This is a genomic window from Pectinatus sottacetonis (assembly GCF_015732155.1).
Lineage (GTDB): Bacteria > Bacillota > Negativicutes > Selenomonadales > Selenomonadaceae > Pectinatus > Pectinatus sottacetonis.
The window spans coordinates 2,466,905-2,484,646 of the sequence record NZ_WIQK01000001.1 but is presented as its reverse complement, the minus strand read 5'-3'; the positions used below and the strand labels follow the sequence as shown (position 1 = coordinate 2,484,646).

At 35.9% G+C, this 17,742-nt stretch carries 18 protein-coding genes; 10 read left to right on the top strand and 8 right to left on the bottom strand.

Features of this window, described 5'->3' with window-relative positions; translation table 11 throughout:
• Nucleotides 1-24 precede the first annotated feature (24 nt).
• The 4 genes from I6760_RS11630 to I6760_RS11615 all read left to right on the top strand — a co-directional run bounded on the left by I6760_RS11630 (nucleotide 25) and on the right by I6760_RS11615 (nucleotide 3,900).
• Complete coding sequence (locus tag I6760_RS11630; protein ID WP_196594565.1) at nucleotides 25-789, top strand: type III pantothenate kinase; 765 nt, start codon at nucleotides 25-27, stop codon at nucleotides 787-789.
• A gap of 42 nt (nucleotides 790-831) precedes the next feature.
• Nucleotides 832-1,785, top strand: coding sequence for a tRNA dihydrouridine synthase DusB (gene dusB / locus I6760_RS11625; protein WP_196594564.1), 954 nt, complete (start codon nucleotides 832-834; stop codon nucleotides 1,783-1,785).
• Nucleotides 1,786-2,449: 664 nt separating this feature from the next.
• Nucleotides 2,450-2,887 (top strand): CBS domain-containing protein, encoded by a 438-nt coding sequence (locus I6760_RS11620; RefSeq protein ID WP_196594563.1) that lies wholly within the window; start codon nucleotides 2,450-2,452, stop codon nucleotides 2,885-2,887.
• Between the two features lie 122 nt (nucleotides 2,888-3,009).
• Entirely contained in the window at nucleotides 3,010-3,900 is an 891-nt protein-coding gene (locus tag I6760_RS11615; protein WP_196594562.1) for a fructose bisphosphate aldolase, read from the top strand.
• Nucleotides 3,901-3,984: 84 nt separating this feature from the next.
• On the opposite strand, the gene I6760_RS11610 is transcribed toward I6760_RS11615, so the two are convergent.
• The 3 genes from I6760_RS11610 to I6760_RS11600 form a co-directional block, all read right to left on the bottom strand.
• Nucleotides 3,985-4,227: a hypothetical protein gene (locus I6760_RS11610; protein ID WP_196594561.1), complete on the bottom strand. Its 243-nt coding sequence runs from the start codon at nucleotides 4,225-4,227 to the stop codon at nucleotides 3,985-3,987.
• Nucleotides 4,228-4,360: 133 nt separating this feature from the next.
• A complete protein-coding gene (locus I6760_RS11605) occupies nucleotides 4,361-4,942 on the bottom strand; it encodes a zinc-ribbon domain-containing protein (protein WP_196594560.1) in 582 nt (193 codons plus the stop codon).
• A 44-nt stretch (nucleotides 4,943-4,986) separates the two neighbouring features.
• A complete protein-coding gene (locus tag I6760_RS11600) occupies nucleotides 4,987-5,862 on the bottom strand; it encodes a VIT1/CCC1 transporter family protein (protein ID WP_231036262.1) in 876 nt (291 codons plus the stop codon).
• Nucleotides 5,863-6,356: 494 nt separating this feature from the next.
• Here I6760_RS11600 and I6760_RS11595 point away from each other — a divergent pair, with 494 nt between their 5' ends.
• The 4 genes from I6760_RS11595 to I6760_RS11580 all read left to right on the top strand — a co-directional run bounded on the left by I6760_RS11595 (nucleotide 6,357) and on the right by I6760_RS11580 (nucleotide 9,330).
• The gene (locus tag I6760_RS11595; protein WP_196594558.1) at nucleotides 6,357-7,877 is read left to right on the top strand and encodes a histidine kinase N-terminal 7TM domain-containing diguanylate cyclase; all 1,521 of its coding nucleotides are present in this window, start codon (nucleotides 6,357-6,359) and stop codon (nucleotides 7,875-7,877) included.
• A 242-nt stretch (nucleotides 7,878-8,119) separates the two neighbouring features.
• On the top strand, nucleotides 8,120-8,449 hold the full coding sequence (locus I6760_RS11590; protein ID WP_196594557.1) for a YbaB/EbfC family nucleoid-associated protein: 330 nt from the start codon (nucleotides 8,120-8,122) through the stop codon (nucleotides 8,447-8,449).
• Nucleotides 8,449-9,045 (top strand): recombination mediator RecR, encoded by a 597-nt coding sequence (gene recR, locus I6760_RS11585; protein ID WP_196594556.1) that lies wholly within the window; start codon nucleotides 8,449-8,451, stop codon nucleotides 9,043-9,045. The genes I6760_RS11590 and recR overlap by 1 nt, the downstream gene beginning before the upstream one ends.
• 30 nt (nucleotides 9,046-9,075) lie before the next feature.
• Nucleotides 9,076-9,330 (top strand): pro-sigmaK processing inhibitor BofA family protein, encoded by a 255-nt coding sequence (locus tag I6760_RS11580; RefSeq protein ID WP_196594555.1) that lies wholly within the window; start codon nucleotides 9,076-9,078, stop codon nucleotides 9,328-9,330.
• Nucleotides 9,331-9,395: 65 nt separating this feature from the next.
• On the opposite strand, the gene I6760_RS11575 is transcribed toward I6760_RS11580, so the two are convergent.
• The 4 genes from I6760_RS11575 to miaB are packed head-to-tail and all read right to left on the bottom strand — an operon-like array spanning nucleotide 9,396 to nucleotide 16,022.
• The gene (locus I6760_RS11575; protein ID WP_196594554.1) at nucleotides 9,396-10,178 is read right to left on the bottom strand and encodes a class I SAM-dependent methyltransferase; all 783 of its coding nucleotides are present in this window, start codon (nucleotides 10,176-10,178) and stop codon (nucleotides 9,396-9,398) included.
• Between the two features lie 27 nt (nucleotides 10,179-10,205).
• A complete protein-coding gene (mutL, locus tag I6760_RS11570) occupies nucleotides 10,206-12,080 on the bottom strand; it encodes a DNA mismatch repair endonuclease MutL (RefSeq protein ID WP_196594553.1) in 1,875 nt (624 codons plus the stop codon).
• A complete protein-coding gene (gene mutS, locus I6760_RS11565; protein ID WP_231036261.1) occupies nucleotides 12,077-14,707 on the bottom strand; it encodes a DNA mismatch repair protein MutS in 2,631 nt (876 codons plus the stop codon). The genes mutL and mutS overlap by 4 nt, the downstream gene beginning before the upstream one ends.
• Entirely contained in the window at nucleotides 14,694-16,022 is a 1,329-nt protein-coding gene (gene miaB / locus I6760_RS11560; protein WP_196594552.1) for a tRNA (N6-isopentenyl adenosine(37)-C2)-methylthiotransferase MiaB, read from the bottom strand. Before miaB ends, mutS begins: the two co-directional genes overlap by 14 nt.
• 200 nt (nucleotides 16,023-16,222) lie before the next feature.
• On the opposite strand from miaB, the gene larB reads away from it, so the two are divergent.
• Complete coding sequence (gene larB, locus I6760_RS11555; RefSeq protein ID WP_196594551.1) at nucleotides 16,223-16,972, top strand: nickel pincer cofactor biosynthesis protein LarB; 750 nt, start codon at nucleotides 16,223-16,225, stop codon at nucleotides 16,970-16,972.
• 80 nt (nucleotides 16,973-17,052) lie between these two features.
• Here larB and I6760_RS13105 read toward each other — a convergent pair whose 3' ends face one another.
• Nucleotides 17,053-17,214 (bottom strand): hypothetical protein, encoded by a 162-nt coding sequence (locus tag I6760_RS13105; RefSeq protein WP_407947318.1) that lies wholly within the window; start codon nucleotides 17,212-17,214, stop codon nucleotides 17,053-17,055.
• Nucleotides 17,215-17,428: 214 nt separating this feature from the next.
• Here I6760_RS13105 and I6760_RS11545 point away from each other — a divergent pair, with 214 nt between their 5' ends.
• A complete protein-coding gene (locus tag I6760_RS11545; protein WP_231036259.1) occupies nucleotides 17,429-17,740 on the top strand; it encodes a UxaA family hydrolase in 312 nt (103 codons plus the stop codon).
• The last annotated feature ends 2 nt before the right edge of the window (nucleotides 17,741-17,742 follow it).

Below are 17,742 nucleotides of genomic sequence, written 5' to 3'. Positions count from 1 at the left end.
AATAAGTTGGAGGATCATAAACAAATGCTGCTAGTATTTGATATTGGAAATAGTAATATCGTATTAGGAACTTATGAAGGGAAAAAACTCTTAAGACATTGGCGTATATCTACGGACAGGCAAAAAACAGGTGATGAATATGGCATGTTGATAAATGAACTGTTCCGTTTTCATGGGATCTCAATGTCTGATATTACTGATATTATAATATCTTCCGTAGTACCACCCCTTGTAGTTCCCATAATAAAAATGTGCCAGCGTTATTTCAAAGTAAAACCACTTGTCGTTGGTCCTGGTATCAAAACAGGTATAAAATTAAAATATGAAAATCCCCGCGATATTGGTGCTGATAGAATCGTAAATGTCATTGGTGCTTATGAACAATATGGCGGTCCCATAATAGTAATAGATATTGGTACAGCTACCACGCTGGATGTAGTCGCCGATAATGGTGATTTTCTGGGCGGTGCCATTGCCCCTGGAATTGGTATTTCTACTGAAGCATTATTCCAGCGTGCTGCAAAACTGCCCCGAATTGAACTTGTCACCCCTAAATCAGTAATATGTCATAATACTATAAATGGTATTCAGGCAGGCATAATTTTAGGTGCAGTAGGACAAATCGACGGCATTGTAAACCGTATGAAACAGGAAATGAACATGAATATGAAAGTCGTTGCCACCGGTGGTCTGGCCAATATGATCTCTCGTGAATCGAAAACGATAAATAAGACTGACCACTTTTTAACTCTAACCGGACTGCGAGTATTATATGAACGAAATAAATAACAATAATTTACCGCTCATAAAGGATGTGTATATTAAAAATATATGTTCATTGGAAATTTAAAAATAGATATCCCTGTATTTTTAGCCCCTATGGCCGGCGTAACTGATACAGCTTACCGTATTCTAGCGCGGCGCATGGGTTGCGGTCTTGTTTATTCTGAAATGGTCAGTGACAAAGGTATTCATTTTAGGAATAAGCACACTTTACTAATGCTTCAAACGGAAAAAAAAGAACGTCCGCTAGCAATGCAGTTATTTGGTGACACACCAGAAAGTATCTCTGAAGCAGCCAAATATATAGAAGATCTCGGCTGTGCTGATATTATTGACATAAACATGGGCTGTCCGGCGCCGAAGATTGTCAAAAATCATGCTGGAGCGGCCCTAATGCTTGACCCTGAACGTGCTTTTGCTATAATGCATGCAGTTAAAAAGGCTGTATCCCTTCCAGTTACCGTGAAAATGCGTAAAGGCTGGGACGATGCCCATGTAAATATTATTGAAATGGCCAAATTAGCTGAAACTGCGGGAATAGATGCTATTGCCATACATGGGCGAACACGTGAGCAATTCTACAGTGGGCAGGCTGACTGGGATATAATTGCTAAAGTAAAAGAAACCGTCACCATTCCCGTCATAGGCAATGGTGATATCAGAACATGTACCGACTTAAAAAATATCTTTACCCGTACACATTGTGATGCTGTAATGATCGGACGAGCTGCTCAGGGCAATCCATGGATTTTCCGTCATTTTTCCCAATTTCTAAAAACCGGACAGGAAACTCCCCCACCAACCTTAATTGAACGAAAACAAATAATTATCGAACATCTTGACATGCTTTTAAAAAAGAAAGGCAATTATATCGGGCCACGTGAAATGCGTAAACATGCTACATGGTACACTCGTGGACTAAGTGGTGGTGCTGAATTAAGACGTCTATTCAATTTGGCAGAAACAAGAGATGATTTTCTGCGGATTCTTGCTAAAATATAAGATTAAATCCATCTCACATCCCATATTTTACTTAAACACTAAAAATCCTCTGTCATTTTACTGCCTGCAAATACTAATTATAAAAAATACCGATGAATTTTATCATACTACCGCATCAATATTAATCTTATTTTTATGCAAACAAACTATAACAATTCCCACACTTACATATACGAATAGGGAAACAGCATATCATAATACAGAAAAATTGAAATGCGATAGTATTTTATTCAGATAAATATACACAATATTCTTTTTATTCAACTTTTTGTGGCGAAAATTTCCCCACTTCAAATGCCGTAGAAGGCATTAAGTGATGGGAGTATGTCACTTATTACACTTAATAATTATGGAAAATATATAAATATTAGACCATGCTAAAGATAAATCACTTAGATTTTTATTATTGACTAATTTTTCTGAAACTATTATCTTGAATTAAAGACCAAATCTGATATAAAATATAATAGTAGATATTATCTAGTGATTTTCAATTTATCCTCAATAATTCCTAACCATGCATAATACACAACCACTTTCTGGACAGACGGATAAATGCATAGTTTTATTTTTATGTCTACACATACACAGATAAATAAATGATTTATTTTAGCAGATGTATGTAATTTTGCGTAATCTATTTTTGTTACTAACGGAGAAAATTATGAAAATAACCTTTTTTTTACTTCCCAAAGATAAAGTAATTTATTTACGCTCTGATTCCACACTTCGTCAGGCTATGGAAAAAATGAAATACCACAGATATACTGCTGTTCCCTTAATAAATAAAAAAGGGAAATATGCAGGAACACTTACAGAAGGCGATATTCTATGGACTCTAACAGATAAAAAAATCAGCATTGAAGATAAAGATTTAGAACACATAAATTTAAAAACAATCCACAAACACATAAAAAATAAGGCCGTCCATATTGATGCAGAAATTGAAGATTTAATTGGTCTAACAATGAATCAGAATTTTGTTCCTGTTGTCGATGATCGTAATATATTTATCGGCATAATAAGGCGACGGGAAATTATCAGTTATTTTGCTCGCAAATATTATTCCCACAAACAACCATCTGCATTTGCTACCGGGTAATTCAGCCACCGATTACAATGATCTAGCTTACTATATTGCAAAAAAAAACAAAAGGATTATAATAAGACTTAGATGGTAAGAAATACATCATCTGGTCAATTTTCATCAGGGAGGGCTAATTAATGAATCAAGATCAATTACAAAGAATTTGTAAAGATACGGCTTTTATTGCTGCATTAGATCAAAGTGGCGGCAGTACACCAAAAGCATTAGCGGCTTACGGTGTAAAAGAAAATGAATATAATGGCAATGATGAAATGTTTGCCAAAGTCCACGAAATGAGAACGCGGATCATCAAGAGTCCTGCTTTCAACTCTAAGTATATTTTAGGTGCTATATTATTTGAAAATACAATGGATCGAACTATTGACGGAGATCTTACCGCTGATTATTTATGGAATAAAAAACGGATAGTTCCCTTTTTAAAAGTTGATAAGGGACTTGCTGAACTAGCTGATGGCGTGCAGGTCATGAAATCTATTCCCCAGTTAGATGATTTGTTAAAACGCGCTTTAAAGCGCAATATTTTCGGAACAAAAATGCGTTCTGTCATAAAGGAATTTAATCCTGTCGGCATAAAGAAAATTGTTAAACAGCAGTTCGAAATAGGCAAACAAATTGCTGCTGCAGGTCTTGTTCCTATTCTTGAACCAGAAGTGGACATCAACAGCAAAAACAGAGCTGAATCAGAAAGAGTTTTGAAAGAAGAAATACTTAAGGAATTAGCTTTGCTGCCAAAAGATACAAAAATAATGATAAAATTATCTATTCCTGAAGTAGACAATTTCTATAGTGATTTAATAAATGACCAGCCTAATGTTATTCGTGTAGTAGCTCTTTCCGGCGGATTCAGTCAGGAAGTTGCCGATGAAAAACTTGCCCGCAACAAAGGACTTATAGCTAGTTTTTCTCGTGCCCTTGCCCAAGGACTATCCGCACATCAAAGTGATAAAGAATTTAATTCCACACTTGCAGCCAGTATTAAAAAAATTTATGCGGCTTCTATTACCTGAAACTTATTAAAAAACTTATTAAAAAAAACGCTTATCATCACAATAGTGGTAAGCGTTTTTTAATTAATTATATTTAAAAATTTATTAGGTATTTTTAGCAACAATTGCTCCAATTATTGCTCCTGCTATAGCCGCAGTTGTTACTTCACCAGTAGAATGTCCCTTATCATCATTTTTTTGCGGTTCATGATGATACCTATGATGATACTCATGATTCGGCCAGTTATCATGTGGATGCGCCTCTACAAGTGTAGTCCCCATCACGCTTATGAACATGAATGCAGTTAACACAAAAGCAGTTAATTTTTTTATATGATTCTTAAACATGCGCTATCCTCTCCTTAATCTGTAAATATTTATTTACTATCTATTTGTATATTATAGCATTATCTCAAACATAATATGTGTTTTTACTATGACATTTATATGACTTTTTGACTAATAATCTAAAAAAATTCTATCAAATTTTTACTGCAGCATTGTCTGGTAAATTACCCGGAAACGGCTGTAAACCATCATGTAGGAAATTTTTTTCATCTGATTTTGAAAAACCATTTGATGAACTTTCCATTGATTTAGCTACTAATTTTTCATTTTGAAAAGAACATGTCAGATGAGTGGTTTTATTCTGCCATTCATAAGTCTTCACATCACTGTCATGTTCTTTTTTTTGTTTAGTTAATTTACCCTTACTGCCGATGATTTTAACTACATTCTGATAATTCATGCCTATTTCCAGTTTATTGAAGGAACTATAACTAAGTTTTATGTTCTTTTGTGGATTATTATCCTCTTTTTTCTGTTCAATTATATTATTTTTTACTGCCTGTAACTGTGGTTTATCACCATTTCTAAAAAATAATCCTATTGACAACAAAACAAAAACTATCAATATTGCTATAATCAGACGTTTAAATGTAAATAATTTTTCAGACGGCTCTTTAATATTTCTCTTAAAAGCAGTGCCGCTAAGCAACTGCCCGCATTTATAGCAGAATCTAGCATTATCATTATTTTTGCTGCCGCAATTTGGACAATACATAAAAAACCCATCCTTTCATTAAAACACTGTCTGCTTATATTATACTACATATTTATCCCCAAAAAATACTTTGCGGCTATACCTATTAAAAATGATAAGACAGCAACACCTAAGCTTATCACTGACATTTCTATAAATCTTGGCCAGAAAGGTGTAGACTGTACTACCGCTATATAAAAGTTAAATGAATATATTATCAGCACAACTAAAATAATCATTATTGCAAAAGCTGCCGTATAATATTGGTCCGGCAAACATAAATAAGGCAAAACCAATAATATGACAGTTATTAAATACGCCACGCCAGTATATACACTCGATTTAATTGCGTCTTCACTTCTATCAGCCCGTTGTGCCAAATAATTTGAAGCTGCCATAGATAATGTAGCTGCTCCTCCGGTAATGATTGCTGCCAGTGCCACCAACTTTGTATTCATCATAGCAAATGTGATACCAGCAATCGTTCCTGTTAATTCCACTAAAGCATCATTCAAGCCCAATACAACCGCACCTACATACTTAACTCGTTCCTCATCAATCATCGCGATTAATTTATCTTCATGCTTTTCTTCCTGCTGCATTATTGTTTCCGCAATTGGTACCTGGGCGCTAATACTTTTTAATTCCTGCTGTGTAAACTCTTCCCCCTTTTCCAAATATTTTATGATAAAAGTCTGCCCCAAAACAAAAAACAATGCTGTATATAAATAAATGGTAAACCAATCTGGCTTTGTTTCCTGCTGCGTAAACTGCCGCCATGTTTTATAATGTTCATATTCCGCTTGGGATATTTCCAGCAAAACCTGTTTATTTTTTGTATTTTTTGTCATTACGGCAACTTTTTTATACAAAATACTTGCCGTAATTTCTGCTTTTTGGAACTTTAAAATACGTTTAAAATTTTCTTTTGATAAATTCATATATTTCATGATCCTGTTATATTGCATAATTTAATACATGCACTTGTCTTTCTTATCAGAGATACAGTAAACTCTTATGCCACTGCACATTATAAAATAACATATATAACAGTTTCACTTTCCCTGCCTTTCGTAAATATCATAAGATCCTGTGCTCATGTTCGAAATACATAATCCACACTAATATATTATTATACCATGATAATAATATTACTAACAATTTTATCTGTATTTTCTTGACCACCAGTAATATTGACTTTACAAATTAAAACACATAATATAATAATATATTTTCATCGTGCCAATTAATATAATAAAATCGTTTCCTACAAAAAGAGGTTAACAAACTATGCTTTTAAATATTTTACCCCGAAGTTTATAATCTGGTCATTATTTTACTTTTACCGGACAGGAAGATCGTACCAGTAACTCTTATCATTCCAGCGAGGTGATTTATGTATCCGTCAAAAATAATTTTAATAACTTTATGTACAATGAGTTTTTTAATCCTTGCCAGTGTCTGTATAATGGCCTGGAATAAAAAAAATATCAAATTAGCCAAAAGTATTTTCTTCCTATCTTTATCAGCTGCTATATATTCCTTTGGTTATACATGTGAACTTTCCAGTAATACTTTAAATGCTATAAAATTTTGGCTGCACATTGAAAACATAGGTGCCCCTTTTATTCCAACTGCATGGGTAATTCTAGCACTCCAGCACACAAACTTAAATTTCAAATATGATAAAATGTTAAACGCCTTTCTGCTGACCATGTCTTCAATCACTTTTATATTGGGTAGCACTACCGAAATACACCACCTTTATTACAAGGCTGTATATTTAAATCCCGCTGCCCCTTTTTCTACCGCATTGATAATTCCAGGAATATGGTATCATGTCCATGATATTTTTAATAATCTGGCAATTTTAACAGGAAATATTATTTATATAATATTTTGGAGAAAATCTGCTTATCCACAAAACCAACAGGCTTTAATATTTCTTTTAGGCTCTTTATTTCCCTGGATCGTTGAAATAATTTATATTTGTGGCTATATTCCCTGGGGACTTGATCCCTCCCCCGCCACTTTTATTGTACCAGGCATATTATACGGCTGGGCTATATTTAGTCTTAATCTTTTTGAAATTGCGCCCCTTGCCCAAAAAGTAATATTCCAAACTTTATCTGATGCTATATTGGTTTTCGACGCAAAGGGTCACTTGGCCACTTTCAACTTTTCCTGTAAAAAATTATTTTTGTACCTGACAAAAAAACATATCAACGCACTGGGACTTACTATATTTTATAATAACCCACAAATTTGTCAACTGATCCAAAAAGACTCCGACAAAGTCCTTATTACTGATATAAACGATAAAACCTACCATATAAAACGCACTAACTTAATAAATTATGATAAATCAGTTGGATTTATGCTAATCCTACACGATATCACATATTTTTCTGACAAACTTAATTCACTGCAAATAAAAGCCTCTACTGACCCCCTGACAGGAATTTCCAACAGAGCAAAACTAAATGAAGATATCGCAAAATTATTGGCAAAAACCACCGAAGAAAATATCAGTATAGCACTTCTTATCATTGACATTGATCATTTTAAAACTATCAATGATACCTTTGGTCATACAGTTGGAGATACTATCTTAAAAATATTTTCCTCCACTTGTAAAAATAATTTGCGTAAAAACGACATTTTAGGCCGCTATGGCGGTGATGAATTTATAATTATTCTATCGCCCTCTGACCCTTCGGCAGCTTTTAAAACTGCAGAAAAAATCCGGTCTGTCACCGCCGCTAAAAAAATCATCATTAATTCCCATAACAATATAAAAATAACTGTGAGCATCGGTATCACAGTGACTAATATACAAGAACCATTCTCTGACATAAACACCTTGATAAAACAAGCTGATACAGCATTATATGAAGCTAAAAAACTTGGCCGTAACAACGTCAAATTATATACAGGTGAACAATCCGAACAATGACAGCTTAACTCACTATCAATCAGCAAGAAAACGCATGATTTACTTGCATCAATCATTTCTATATTATATACTTAAGAAATGTATAATAGATTATTATGCGTAAAGCAATTATGAAATTATAATAGATATATTTATATTTATTTTACAGTCATTATTACTTAATTTTTATAATGACTAATCTGCCAAAATATTTTTGAAATATCTATAGGTAATTTTAATAAAATCACAGGAGGAATAATTCTATGTTCAATCCTATGGGCGGCAACATGGCCGGTATGATGAAAAAGGTCCAAAAGCTGCAGCAGGAAATGGCCCAAATGCAGAATGAATTAAAGAAAAAAACCGTTGACGTATCAAGTGGCGGCGGTGTTGTAAAAGTTATTATGAATGGGGAAAAACAGGTTGTTTCCCTCACAATAGACCCTTCAGCAGTAGATCCTGAAGATGTTGAAATGCTGCAGGATCTTATTTCAGCGGCAATAAATGAAGCTGTAAAAAAAGTCGATGAAATGATGTCATCAGAAATGGGTAAATTAACCAACGGTCTCAATCTTCCCCCAGGGATGTTTTAATGCAGTATATTGAACCACTGGCTAAATTGATCGAGCATCTTCGTACTTTGCCGGGGATAGGGGCAAAAACAGCTACCCGTCTGGCTTACCATATAATAGATATGGAACCGTCCAAGGCTAAAGCTTTGGCTAACGCCATAATCGAAGCAAAGGAAAAGATAGGTTTTTGCAACACTTGCTTTAATATAAGCGATGTTAATCCCTGCCGGATCTGTTCTTCCCCCAACCGGGATCATTCTGTAATCTGTGTCGTAGAGCAGCCACGTGATGTTGCGGCGATGGAAAGAATGCGTGATTATAAGGGAGTCTACCATGTTCTCCATGGTGTCTTATCCCCTCTTGAAGGCATTGGACCGGAAAATATAAAAGTACGTGAGCTTTTATTACGTTTACAAACGACCAAGGTAAAAGAATTAATAATGGCAACTAATCCTAATGTTGAAGGAGAAGCCACAGCCATGTATATTGCTAAGCTTGTAAAACCTTCAGGCATAAAAGTTTCCCGTATTGCTCATGGACTTCCCATAGGCGGGGATTTAGAATATGCTGACGAAGTAACATTATCTAAAGCTCTAGAAAACCGCCATGAAATTTAGGTTGTTTATTTTTAGGAAGGTTATTAATTAATGTTAAATGCAAATTTGATAATAGCTTTTTGTATCGGACTATTAATATTATGTCTGATAACAAAAGTTTTTTCGTTGTCTATCAAGGTTTTATGGAAACTTATCTATAACAGCATTTTTGGGGCAGTTTGCCTCTGGCTGGTCAATTTCGTTTTTGGATTAGCAATTCCTATAAAATTTGTTACTGCCCTCATAGCAGGTATTCTGGGTATTCCGGGAGTATTATTGGTCATCATTTACTACCTGATACGCTAATAATAAACTGCCCCCATAAGCTGGATTTTAATCCAGCTCATGGGGGCAGTTTTTGGATAATTGATTTATTTTAGTAAATCAATTATCCCATAGCGGACACTGCTGTAACGGCCGCCACAGGTTTTATTAAATCCTAATCTTTTAAATTCGCTGCTTTTACTGTTTTCTTTCATAACCACCCGACAGCGAGCAACACGACACGCCTGACGTATACTTCCAATATCAACAGCTTCCCTATTCGCCAAACCACGCAACGGCTGTAAACTAACACTTTTTTTTAACGGATAGCGAAACATCGGATCAAAATATACAACATCTACACTTTTATCCGGCATTGCCGCCAAATATTCTTTACAATCAGTATTTATAACCTCAATATTATGCATAGCATTTTGTAAATCCTCTATATCAGATTTATAGTGTTTTAATCCATCTGCCACTACTATTGATACAGCAAGATTACTTTCCAACCCAATTACTTTTGTTCCACTGATAAACGCACTTATCACCGCATCCGAAGCAAATCCCAATGTACAGTCCAGTACTGTCATTCCCATTCTTAATCCCATAGCTTCAACCATATGATCAGGTTCATGTTTCAGCAACCTTTTTAGCCTTAATTGTGCCATACTGGGATGGAAAAACAACTCTCCGCCCGGTGTTTTTATAGTTAATCTATCTTTTTTCACCAGGAGTACCATATCACAATTCTTTTCTGCTGACAATTTATCCAAAGACTTACCCGTCCGTGAAACAAAATCTATATGTTTCTCCGCTGCTATTTCTTTTGCCTTTTTAAAACAAACTTCATCCGTCTTTCGTCCTGTCGTTATAAAAATATTCTTCATAATCCTCTTTACCACTAACAATAACCATTATTGTATTCGCTTAAACATTTTTGCCAGATCCCGATGAGTGAATTTTATAATTGTCGGCCGACCATGCGGACATGTATAAGGCAATCTAGTATTAGCCAGTTCATCCAAAATAATTTTCATTTGCTGAACTGTCAATTTATCACCGGCCTTTATTGCTGCACGACATGCTGCTGTAGCCAGACAAGAATGCCGTATTTCCTGAGGCGTAGGTGTATGCATTTCATTGAGTGAAGCCAAAATTTCCCTTATGGTATTTTCGGCATCCTTAGTTGGAATATCCGCCGGTATTTCACTCAATCGGAATTGCTGTGGCCCGGCAGCTTCTACACGGAATCCTAAATCATATAATATCTTTTGATTCTTTTCTAAAAGCTCATATTCAAATGGTGCTAGATCTAAAAGTAAATGAACCAAAAGCGGCTGTGAAACTACACGATCTTTCGCCAATCCAAACTTATCATATAATATCCGCTCATGGGCAGCATGCTGATCAATGATATACATACCATCTTCCCCTTGGGCAATTATATAGCATAAATCGATCTGTCCCATCGGCACCAGATTTCCTGCCGGAACAGCTTCATTATCCACTGCCCTTTCACTCAAAATATTTTCCTCATTCATATTCTGCGACAAAGTAGCAGCATTTTTTATAGCATAGACTTGTTCCTTCGCTATAGTAAAATCAGCTGTATTTTCTTTTACATTCATATTATTATAAGAGCTACGTATTTTGCCATAATCCATACTTTTCTTAAATTGTACGGGGACTGATGACTTTTCTCCCTGCCTGGAAAAAGAACCGTTGTTTAATGGAGTTTCTTCATAATGTGGTTTTATATAATTAGCCGGAGCAGCAAATGTATTAAGATTATTTTCTGTACCGGAAGGACGCACCGCATCAATAATAGCCTTATACACAGCCTTAAATATATGACCCTCATCAGCGAATTTTATTTCTATTTTCTGGGGATGTACATTTATATCTATACTATCAGAAGGTACTTCTAAGCACAGCACAACCAATGGATAACCCGATTTTGGCAGCAATGAATGATACGCATTATCAATAGCCTTACTTATCATCCTATTATTAATAATACGTCCATTTACTATAAAAGTCTGCCATGTACGGCTGCTTCTTATTACTGCTGGCTTCGTAATAAAACCGCTGACTTTTACACTGCTATTATCCAGGTCCAATGGTAAAAGCTGCTCCCCAACAGTTCTGCCATAAACACTGGTAATGGCATCTTTCAAAGAGCCATTTCCTGGCGTAGTCAAGGTAAACTTACTATTGTTAATAAATTTTACCGCGATCTGCGGATTAGAAAAAGCTAGTTTTATCACATAATCATTTATCCGGTTCGACTCAGTATTATTTGTCTTTAAAAATTTCTTTCTGGCCGGAGTATTAAAAAATAAATCTTCTACCTTGATGTTTGTTCCTATATTACAACCAGCATCCTCAATATTATCAAGATGACCGCCAACTATTTTTACGCTGGTGCCAAGTTCACTATGCGCCTGTCTAGTCAGTATAGAAAACCTTGATACTGCCGCAATTGAAGGCAGTGCTTCACCCCTGAACCCTAATGTGGAAATTTTTTCCAAGTCATTGACTGCTGCTATCTTACTCGTAGCGTGCCGCAGTATCGCAACCTGCACATCTTCCCTACTCATTCCGATACCATTATCACTGATACGTATGAAGCTGGTTCCGCCAGCCATAATTTCAACTTCTATTTTATCCGACTGCGCATCAATGGCATTTTCCATGAGCTCTTTTACTACAGAAGACGGCCGTTCTACCACTTCACCGGCCGCAATTTTATTTATCGTATTTTCATCAAGCACATGGATGTTACTCATAATTGTCCAGCCTCCTTCTTCGCCTGCTGTTGTAACTTATATAAAGTATTCATCGCTTCCAATGGGGTCATTGTCGTTACATCGAGCTTTAACAATTCACCACTTAATGTCGAAGCAAACAAATTGTCCATTTCAACATTATCACTCGACTTATTTTGACTATTGCTTTTTGCTTTTGTTTTACTATTAGCTTGATACATTGATAAATCATTCGTTTCCAAACCTGCTAATATTTTATCCGCCCGTTCCGTCACACTTTTCGGCAGGCCTGCAAGCTTCGCCACATGTATACCATAAGATTTATCAGCACTGCCGCTCACTATGCGCCTTAGAAATACAACCTTACTGCCCTTTTCTTTAACAGCAACACAATAATTTTTTATATGCTTATCATCTGCCAAATCAGTAAGTTCATGATAATGAGTAGCAAACAATGTTTTTGCTGCCGTTTTGTCACGTATATATTCAATTACTGCCCGAGCAATACTCATTCCATCAAACGTACTTGTTCCCCGCCCTATTTCATCAAGAATAATCAAGCTGTTTTTAGTTGCATACTTTAGAATATGTGCTACCTCGTTCATTTCAACCATAAAAGTACTCTGCCCGCTAGCCAGATCATCACTAGCCCCTATACGGGTAAATATCCTGTCAACAGGTGAAATAATCGCTTTTCGCGCAGGTATAAAACTGCCCGCTTGTGCCATCAGCGTAAGCAATGCCGTCTGCCGCATATAGGTTGATTTGCCCGCCATATTAGGCCCTGTTATTATCAATATTTCATTTTTATAATTATCAAGAAGCGTATCATTAGGCACAAAAAGATCTTTCTTCAATATTCTTTCAATCAGTGGATGCCGTCCATCATAAATTATTATCTTTCCATCACCGCTAATAGAGGGTCGTATATAATTATACTGCACGGCAGCTTCAGCAAAGGAAGTAATAACATCAAGGACAGCAATACTCTGCGCTGTTTTCTGGATACTTTCTATATGTTTTTTTACTTTTTCCCTTACTTCGATAAACAGACGATATTCTATTTGTAAAGTTTTTTCCTGTGCCCCCAATATTTTAGTTTCAAATTCTTTTAATTCAGGTGTAATATATCTTTCTGTATTTACCAGCGTCTGTTTGCGTATATAATTTTCCGGTACCTGACTAATATTGCTTTTCCTTATTTCAATAAAATACCCAAAAACTTTATTATAGCTAATTTTAAGTGATTTTATTCCTGTAGACTGCCGCTGTTCTTCTTCCATTTTCTGCAGTAAGGACCGGCTGTCAGAAGCGAGCGTGCGATATTCATCAAGCTCTTTATCAAAACCATCCTTTATTATACCGCCATCCCGCAACAAAAAACCAGGATTATCAGCTATTGCTCTTTCCAATAAATCTACCAGCGATTCATACGTATTTATATTACTATCTATTTCCTGCAGCAAAGTAGTTTTCACATTTATAAGCGATTTCTTTATTGCCGGCAGCGTATATAACGACTTTTTTAAAGCCAGCATATCACGTGCATTGGCACTGCCGACTTCTACCCTTGTCAATAAACGTTCAAAATCATAAATATCTTTTAGCAGCTCATGAATCTGCGTACGGCGCGAAAAGTCATTTACAAGTTCATCCACTGCATCCAATCTCTGTTCAATTTTATATCTGTCAAGCAGCGGATATTCCAACCATTTTGAAAGCTTGCGGCTTCCCATAGCTGTCCGCGTGAAATCAAGTACTGAAAACAGCGTTCCCTTTTTCCCTCCATCACGCAAATTATGTGTTATTTCTAAATTTCGCAGCGTATACGTATCAATAACAAGGTTTGAATCCGCATCAATATATGATAGATGATTCAAATGACTCAGATCGCTTTTTACTGTTTCATGCAGATAATCCAGTAATGTCGCTATAGCTTTTTTAGCACCTTCTTGCCGGGGACGATTATCCGCATCAAAATGCTCTATTATCCGGTCCTCTACAGTATCCGATAAATGTTTAATATCCGTAATTACACATTTAGGCATACGCAATGTCAAAAATTCCAATAATTTTTCCCGGCATGATAAACTTTCTGTCAGTAAAAGTTCTGACATCATTAAACGGTATAGTTCATCACATAATATCTGAACCCGATCTGCCCCTTTATAAATACCATAAAAACATTCACCTGTTGAAATATCAGCCCCTGCTAAAATCAATATATTATCTTCTTCATATATCAATGCAATATAGTTATTCAGCACTCCAGGCAATGCCGATTCATTCATTACCGTTCCCGGTGTAACTATTTTTATAATTTCCCGCTTAGTAAGGCCCTTTGCCTTCGGATCACCTATCTGTTCACATATAGCGACCTTATAGCCTTTATTTATTAATTTATTTATATAATTTTCCGCCGCATGATAGGGAATGCCGCACATTGGCATTTTACTGCGTGAAGTCAGTGTTAACTCTAATTCCCTCGATGCAGTCTGGGCATCATCATTAAACATTTCATAAAAATCGCCCAGACGAAAAAACAATATAGCTTCCCCCGATTGTTTTTTCATTTCATAATACTGCTGCATCATTGGTGTAGTTTCCAATGTTTTCTTGTTTTCTTCGGCTCCTTTATTGCTTGTCATATTGCGCTTCACCCTTTAATATCCATGTCTGCGGATGGGTAATTTTAACTGTCAGCAAATCACCCTGCTTTTCCTGTCCTTCTTTTTGCCACAGAACAATTTTATTGGTTGATGTCCGCCCTGTATAGACATTCGCATCAGTACGGCTGGGTCCTTCTACCATGACTTCAACACATTTACCCACAAATGTTTCATTTATGGACAGGCTAATATTATTCTGAACAGACATAAGTTTGTTCAAACGCTGCTTTTTGACATCCTCAGCCACCTGATTATCCATAGTAGCCGCCGGAGTACCTGACCGCTTGGAATATAAAAAAGTATAAGCCGCATCGTAACGAATATCCTTGATAAAATTAAGCATCTGGGAAAAATCTTCCTCTGTTTCTCCGGGGAAACCAACTATAATATCTGTAGTCAAACTGCAATCAGGTACTGCTGTCCGTACTTTTTCCACTAATTCCCGATAATACTCAATTGTATAACCACGGTTCATCGCCTTTAAAATACGGTCACTGCCATGCTGTACCGGCAGATGAAAATGAGTACAAACATGACGGCTATTTTTAATCGTATCAATTACTTTATCATTCAAATCACGCGGATGTGATGTCATATAGCGTATCCGTTCTATACCATCTATTTTATCAAGATTGTATAAAAGATCGGCAAAATCTACATTTACCAAATCTTTACCATATGAGTTTACATTTTGTCCCAACAAAGTTATTTCTTTAACACCATTTTTACTATAATTTTTGACCTCGTCAATTACAGCCTGCATCGGACGGCTGTGTTCCCTACCACGCACATAAGGTACTATGCAATATGTGCAAAAATTATTACAACCATATGTAATCGGTACCCATACAGATAGATCACCACGGTCAGGCGGCAGTACCTCTTCCGGCGTTCCTCCATCTGATGGTGCCAATTCCGTCAAATGATGCCGTGACATTTTTATTTCATTGATAACATTATTTAATTCATGTATTTTATTCGTTCCCAATACAAAATCAATATGCGGTGCTCTTTTGAACAGCTTTTCACCTTCCTTTTGTGCCATACAGCCGACAACGCCAAAAATAATCTCCGGATTATCCTGTTTTAAATGTTTTATTTCTCCTATTTTACCATAAATCTTATTTTCCGCACTTTCGCGCACACAGCATGTATTCAATAAAATTATATCCGCCTGTTCCATAGATGAACATTCTTTAAAACCAAGCTGCTCAAGCTGGGTTCCCATTCGCATAGAATCACTTTCATTCATTTGACAACCATAAGTTAAAATCTTATATTTATTATGTTTCATTAAAAATAATTACTCCTACAAAAGTTTTATTTAATTGCTATAAATTACCATATTGTGTAATAGACAAAAAACAGCTTCTAACAATCATTATAGCGTAAATATTATATTTCACGCAATGGGACTGTTCTACTAAATGTACAATTATCACAGCTATCATTTTTATTATGAAATTTTTTATTATCTGAGGAGCATAAAACACCATGAATACACATGAATTATTACTTAAAGTAAAATCTGGCGAAATATCCCTAAACGAAGCTGAACAATTCTTACGCCGCCAACCTTTTGAAGATATGGGCTATGCCAAGCTTGATACCCACAGGAAACTACGCTCCGGCTTTGCCGAAGTCATTTTCTGCAGCGGTAAATCTGATGAACATCTATTAAACATATTTACAAAATTATATGAGACTGAGGGTGAAGTGTTAGGAACAAGAGCCACGCCTCAGCAATATGAACTGATCAGCAAAAAATATTCTCAGGTAGAATATGATCCGGCAGCCCGTACTATTAAAATAGAAAAAAAAGCGAAAAAAAGATATGGCCGAATCGTTGTATGCACCGCTGGGACCGCAGATATAAGTGTAGCTGAAGAAGCCGCCCAGACTGCCGAATTTTTTAAATCATCAGTCGAACGAATCTATGATATCGGTGTATCAGGACTACATAGACTGCTGGCCCGGCTGGAAACAATCCAGTCAGCCAATTGTGTAGTTGCCGTAGCCGGTATGGAAGGAGCATTAGCTAGTGTTCTCGGTGGACTGGTTGACAAACCTGTTATAGCTGTACCGACTTCTATAGGCTATGGTGCCAATATGCACGGCCTATCTGCCTTACTTACCATGATAAACTCTTGTTCCAATGGTGTAGCTGTTGTTAATATAGATAATGGCTATGGAGCCGGTTATCTATCTGCCCAGATAAACAAATTGGCCTGTAAAACATTATAAATAAGCGAACCACACAGCATAATGAATTGATGGTACTTTTTCTTGAAAACCGCTACATGATAAAAATGCCATATTCATTTTCAGTTGCCCAATAGCGCTATGTGCCTATAGACCAATATGTGATAAACTTTTTTTCGTAATTCACCTTCCATAATCAATATCTTACATGATGCATTATATAAATTGGACGCAATAACAGCTGAATTTGAAACAAAAATATTATCATCACGTGTTGATAATATTTTTGCTAATTGTAACGTAGTCGTGCCAGATTCTAAAAAAATGTCATGAGTTTTTATATCTGTCTTTGCAATAAGAAAAATCTGAATTTATTGAAAGGAATGACAACAAGTGGTATCCTTATTTATGGGAATACCAGAAAATAAGTAAGAATAATATCAGAGAATGTTTTGGAAAAAATTATTAATTTTCCGAGAATAACCTAGGAGGGAAATCATGGATTTAAAACTGGCATTGAAAGTAAATGATAAGGATAATGTAGCTACGATTTTTGCTAATGATATCAAGGCACATATGCAGGTGGATGTACATGACAAAAAGGGGGCAGATGTGCTATTGACGGTTAATTCGGATATTCCGTATGGACATAAAATTGCCTTGCAGGATATTAATAAAGGTGAATTAATTATAAAATATGGCGAAGAAATCGGGATGGCAAGCCAAGCTATAAAAAAGGGCGATTATGTGCATGTGCATAACTTGGAAAGTATGCGCGGCCGTGGAGATTTACAGGCAGGTGAAAAATAATG

What these genes read in the sequence shown, in the direction of transcription:
- I6760_RS11630 (WP_196594565.1), top strand. Translation starts at nt 25, where the DNA reads ATGCTGCTAGTATTTGATATTGGAAATAGTAATATCGTATTAGGAACT.
- dusB (WP_196594564.1), top strand. Translation starts at nt 832, where the DNA reads ATGTTCATTGGAAATTTAAAAATAGATATCCCTGTATTTTTAGCCCCT.
- I6760_RS11620 (WP_196594563.1), top strand. Translation starts at nt 2,450, where the DNA reads ATGAAAATAACCTTTTTTTTACTTCCCAAAGATAAAGTAATTTATTTA.
- I6760_RS11615 (WP_196594562.1), top strand. Translation starts at nt 3,010, where the DNA reads ATGAATCAAGATCAATTACAAAGAATTTGTAAAGATACGGCTTTTATT.
- I6760_RS11610 (WP_196594561.1), bottom strand. Translation starts at nt 4,227, where the DNA reads ATGTTTAAGAATCATATAAAAAAATTAACTGCTTTTGTGTTAACTGCA.
- I6760_RS11605 (WP_196594560.1), bottom strand. Translation starts at nt 4,942, where the DNA reads ATGTATTGTCCAAATTGCGGCAGCAAAAATAATGATAATGCTAGATTC.
- I6760_RS11600 (WP_231036262.1), bottom strand. Translation starts at nt 5,862, where the DNA reads ATGAATTTATCAAAAGAAAATTTTAAACGTATTTTAAAGTTCCAAAAA.
- I6760_RS11595 (WP_196594558.1), top strand. Translation starts at nt 6,357, where the DNA reads ATGAGTTTTTTAATCCTTGCCAGTGTCTGTATAATGGCCTGGAATAAA.
- I6760_RS11590 (WP_196594557.1), top strand. Translation starts at nt 8,120, where the DNA reads ATGTTCAATCCTATGGGCGGCAACATGGCCGGTATGATGAAAAAGGTC.
- recR (WP_196594556.1), top strand. Translation starts at nt 8,449, where the DNA reads ATGCAGTATATTGAACCACTGGCTAAATTGATCGAGCATCTTCGTACT.
- I6760_RS11580 (WP_196594555.1), top strand. Translation starts at nt 9,076, where the DNA reads ATGTTAAATGCAAATTTGATAATAGCTTTTTGTATCGGACTATTAATA.
- I6760_RS11575 (WP_196594554.1), bottom strand. Translation starts at nt 10,178, where the DNA reads ATGAAGAATATTTTTATAACGACAGGACGAAAGACGGATGAAGTTTGT.
- mutL (WP_196594553.1), bottom strand. Translation starts at nt 12,080, where the DNA reads ATGAGTAACATCCATGTGCTTGATGAAAATACGATAAATAAAATTGCG.
- mutS (WP_231036261.1), bottom strand. Translation starts at nt 14,707, where the DNA reads ATGACAAGCAATAAAGGAGCCGAAGAAAACAAGAAAACATTGGAAACT.
- miaB (WP_196594552.1), bottom strand. Translation starts at nt 16,022, where the DNA reads ATGAAACATAATAAATATAAGATTTTAACTTATGGTTGTCAAATGAAT.
- larB (WP_196594551.1), top strand. Translation starts at nt 16,223, where the DNA reads ATGAATACACATGAATTATTACTTAAAGTAAAATCTGGCGAAATATCC.
- I6760_RS11545 (WP_231036259.1), top strand. Translation starts at nt 17,429, where the DNA reads ATGGATTTAAAACTGGCATTGAAAGTAAATGATAAGGATAATGTAGCT.